Source organism: Kitasatospora sp. MY 5-36 (genome assembly GCF_001182915.1).
Lineage (GTDB): Bacteria > Actinomycetota > Actinomycetes > Streptomycetales > Streptomycetaceae > Kitasatospora.
In genome coordinates, this window is record NZ_LFVW01001169.1 from 1 (window position 1) to 1,536 (window position 1,536).

2 protein-coding genes are annotated in these 1,536 nt (G+C 76.8%); one reads left to right on the top strand and one right to left on the bottom strand.

Annotated features, from left to right (window positions below):
- On the bottom strand, positions 1 to 796 hold a 796-nt coding region (locus AE652_RS41110), incomplete at its 3' end, for an SDR family NAD(P)-dependent oxidoreductase (RefSeq protein ID WP_082346290.1).
- A gap of 82 nt (positions 797 to 878) precedes the next feature.
- Between AE652_RS41110 and AE652_RS41115 the strand changes: the two genes are divergently transcribed.
- The coding region (locus AE652_RS41115; protein WP_049661074.1) for a TetR family transcriptional regulator at positions 879 to 1,536 on the top strand (658 nt) is incomplete at its 3' end.

A 1,536-nucleotide genomic window follows, 5' to 3' on the forward strand; every position in this document is an offset into this window, starting at 1 on the left:
CCGCGTGCAGCTGCGCCAGCGCCCCGCGTGCGGGCGACTGCGCGAGCGGGCGCAGCAGGTGCCCGAACAGCAGCCGTACCGGTGCGACGGCGCCGGCGCGGGGCAGGGCGGTGGCGGCGTAGCCGGGGTGGGCGAGCACGCTGCGCACGGGGCTGCGGGCGGCGCTCAGGCGGCGGTGGAGTTCGAGGGCGAAGAGGGCGCCCGCGAGTTTGGACCGGTTGTAGTGGCCCATGGGGGAGTAGGCGCGCTCGCCGGTGAGGTCGTCGAAGTCGATGCGGGCGCGGCGGTGGTTGGCGGAGGTGACGGTGACGACGCGCGGGTCGCGGCCCTGGGCGAGCAGGTCGATCAGGTGGGCGGTGAGGGCGAAGTGGCCGAGGTGGTTGACGGCGAACTGGAGCTCGTGGCCGTGCGGGGTGAGGGTGCGCGGGGGTGCCATGACGCCGGCGTTGTTGACCAGGACGTCGGGGTGGACGCCGTCGGCGCGCAGGCGGGTGGCGAAGGCGTGCACGGAGTGGGGGTCGCCGAGGTCCAGGCGGCGTACCTCCAGGCGGGCGGCGGGGTGGGCGGCGCTCACGCGGGCCGCGGCGCGCCGGCCCTTGTCCTCGTCGCGTACGGCGAGTACGACGCGGGCGCCGCGGCGGGCGAGGGCGTCGGTGGTGGCCAGGCCCAGGCCGCTCGCGGCGCCGGTGACGACGAACACCCGCCCGTCCAGGTCCGGTTGCGGCTCCGGGCCGGGGCCCGGCCCGGGGGCGGGGCTGCGGTCGGGGGCGTGGTTGCTTCGGGGCGTACGACTCATACGGCTCAAGGTGCCCTTCCTGTCACCAAGTGTCAAGGTGGGCATTGGGCGTCGTATGTGGCGTGGGGGCTAGGATGGGGCGGTGACCTCCCGACCCGCCGCCACCCTGGCCCAGCGCAAACGCCAGCTCGTGGCCGACGAGCTGACGCGGGCGGCGCTGGAGCTGCTGGCGGGCGGCGGGTTCGACGCCGTCACGGTGGACGAGATCGCCACCGCCGCGGGGGTGTCCAAGCGGACGTTCTTCCGCTACTTCGCGTCCAAGGAGGACGTGGTCGTCCGGTTCCTGGGCGCGCTCGGCGCGGCGATGCGCGAGGAGCTGGCCCGCCGTCCGGCGGGGGAGGCGCCCTCGGTGGCGCTGCGGCACGCGGTGTGGCGCAGTGTCGAGGACTGCGCCGGCCACGAGGAGCGCGCCCGCCAGGTGGTGCGGCTGGTCCTGTCCACCCCCGCCCTGCTCGCGCGCTTCCTGGAGCGCCAGGCGCAGTGGCGCGACGACCTCGCCGAGGAGCTCGCCGCCCGCCTCGGCCTGGACGCCGGGCGCGAGCTGTACCCGCGGCTGGCCGCGGACATGGCGCTGGCGGCCTTCCACACGGTGCTCCAGCGCTGGAGTGCCGACGACGACGCTGCCGGTGGCGCCTCCGGTGGTGGCGGCGGCGCGGCGGTGGACCCCGCCGCGCTGACCGGGAGCTGCTTCGCCGTCATCGCCCCGGCCCTGGACGCCGTCGTGCGCACCCCCGCCCCCG